Origin of the sequence: Bradyrhizobium sp. (assembly GCF_019244115.1) — a bacterium.
Classification (GTDB): Bacteria; Pseudomonadota; Alphaproteobacteria; order Rhizobiales; family Xanthobacteraceae; genus Bradyrhizobium.
The window spans coordinates 1-2,398 of record NZ_JAFATE010000046.1; the positions used below are offsets into that span (position 1 = coordinate 1).

Below are 2,398 nucleotides of genomic sequence, written 5' to 3' on the forward strand. Positions count from 1 at the left end.
CGCAGGACTTCTAGCTTCACAGAGCAATCTCGGTCCGGATTCGCCTGTCGTCCGAAGGAGCCACGAGGACCCATGCGGTCCCGACAGGCGATCGAGTAGCGCCGGCACGAGCCCTGCTCTTTTGCCACCACGAGCAACCCGCCGTCCTACCAGTCTCCCTCCTTAGCGCGGGAAGCGCGCACAAAACGCCGCACGGAATTAGCAAGATCTCAGCAAAGCGGTCGTCGGCGATGTGAAGGTTGTCCCGCACAGAAGGCGCGGCACGCCAACGAGCCGGGCCGTGGCCTCGCGTGACTGCTTCATCGCCGAAGGGGCCACGAAGCCCACACTTCTGCGTGAGGCGTAACGGGGCCGTGCGTGCTCGCTGTCTCGCGTGGCTGCTTCACCGCCGCGCGGATAGCCACGCGCCGGCGCGGCGACCGGCGTCGGCGATCGGATCGACACTCACGTTCGTCGAAGTCGGCGCAACCACGCTGGCCGGCGATCGGCTGGACGTCGCCGGTCCTGTGGATTGCGCAGGAGCGTTCCCCGCGACCTGAGTGGTCCTTTTCACGGACAGCTAACGCAAGCGCGCCTCCGTATGTCAACGGCGATTCATGCCCAACGTTCAGGCGCCGCCGAAGGTGTCGGCGACGCCCGCCGCCCAGCTCCCGTACAGATCGGTCACCGTGGACGGCGCGGGCCATTCTCCGGTCTGTAGGCGTGTGAGCGCTTCGCCGCCGCGCCGGCGTGCATGGGTGCGCGACCAGTCATACGAGGACGGCGCCGCTCCGTAGCGCGCCCGCCAGGCGCGCATCGCCTCACGGACCCGCTCGCGGGTCCATTGCCGCGCGATCGCCCCGGGACGGCAGCGCGCCGAGGTACGACGCCGGCGAGGTGCCCTTGCGGGTCCTGCTCCGACGCCGCCCTCCCAAACCCGGCGTGACCGTTTCCGATCACCGGGCTCTCCAGTGACTATGTCGTGATCGTGGTTAGCTGCTCGTGGTGGATCTTCGCGTGGCAGGTGGCGCAGACCACAAGGGTCTTGCGCCGCCGCTTTGCCATCGTCTGCATCCATTCGAGCTGCGGCTGGCCGGGTCTATTGAGCGCCGCGAGGTTGCGGATCTGGTGCACTTGCACCTTCGCCGTGTGTTCGCAGAGCTCGCACCGCCCCGTCTGGAGCCGACGGATCAGCTCGCTGCCGCGGGCGGGGTCCCGGACTGGTTGGCGGTCGGTGAGGACCGCGTTCTTCTGCCGCCTGAGCGGGATACCACCGAACGTTGCGACCAGCGGTTTGCGACCCTCGGTGCGCTCGACGCGGACCTGCATGCACTTGCGCGGCCCGTGTGGTGTTTCGATCGTGGCCGCGTGTTTGCGGGCCATCTTCGAGACCGACGAGCCGTGCTTGCCGGCCAGCGTCTTGAGCAGCGCGGTCAGCATCACCCAGTGCAGCCGGTCCAGTCGCCAGACGTCGCCGGCCAGCAGGTAGTACTGGACGATGCCCCGGTACTCGACACCGTAGCGGCTGATGATCGCGTCGTCCTGCTCGTTCATCAGCCCGGGCCGTCGCTCGGGTTTTCCCGCTCGCATGTGCCGGGCGCATTTCGCCTTGATCACATCGGCGGGCACGTGCAGCCGGATGCGACCGTTGACCGATCTGCGGCCCGCGGTGAGCTTCCTGTCGTCGTGCCCGACGGTGATCTCGTAGCCGAGGAACCGTGCCGCGCTGGTGCGGGCGTGGGTGATCAGCGTCTTGGTCTCGGACAGCTCCAGCTTGAGGTCCTCTTGCAGGAACTGAGCGAGGCGACGTTTGATCTCCTCGGCTTCGGCCTTTGGTCCGGTGAACCCGAGCAGGATGTCATCGGCATACCTGACGTAACGCAGCCGCCGATACGCGGGATCGTGAAGATCCGCGGTAGGGATGCTCCGTTGCTGCTTTTGCAGCGCCCGCGCGGCGGCATGGTCGCCGCGTTTGCGAGCACGTCGGATGGCGCTTGAGATCCTCTTGTACTCAGGATTGGAACTCCTGTGCACACCTCGGGTGTATTCCGGCAACAGAACTGCTTCGACGAACTTGTCCAGTCGGTCCAGGTAGATGTTGGACAGGCACGGGGAGAGGACCCCGCCCTGCGGCGCGCCGCTGAGCGTGGCGTTCCACACCCAGTCCTCCAAGTACCCGGCTCGCAGCATCTGGCCAATCAGCCACAGAAACCGGTTATCGTGGATCTTCTCGCCGAGCGTCTGGAGCATGACCTGGTGGTCAAGCTCGTCGAAGCAGCGGGAGATATCCCCTTCGATAAACCAGGTTGTCCCCGTCCACCCGACCGCCACGTCGCGCAGTGCGGTGTGACAGCCGCGGCTGGGGCGGTAACCATGCGAGTGCTCGGAGAACTGCGGCTCGTAGTAGGCCTCCGGCAGC

1 protein-coding gene is annotated in these 2,398 nt (G+C 66.5%); it reads right to left on the reverse strand.

The window, feature by feature from the left end:
* Nucleotides 1-954: 954 nt before the first annotated feature.
* On the reverse strand, nucleotides 955-2,398 hold a 1,444-nt coding region (locus tag JOZ76_RS02315), incomplete at its 5' end, for a reverse transcriptase/maturase family protein (RefSeq protein WP_291697018.1).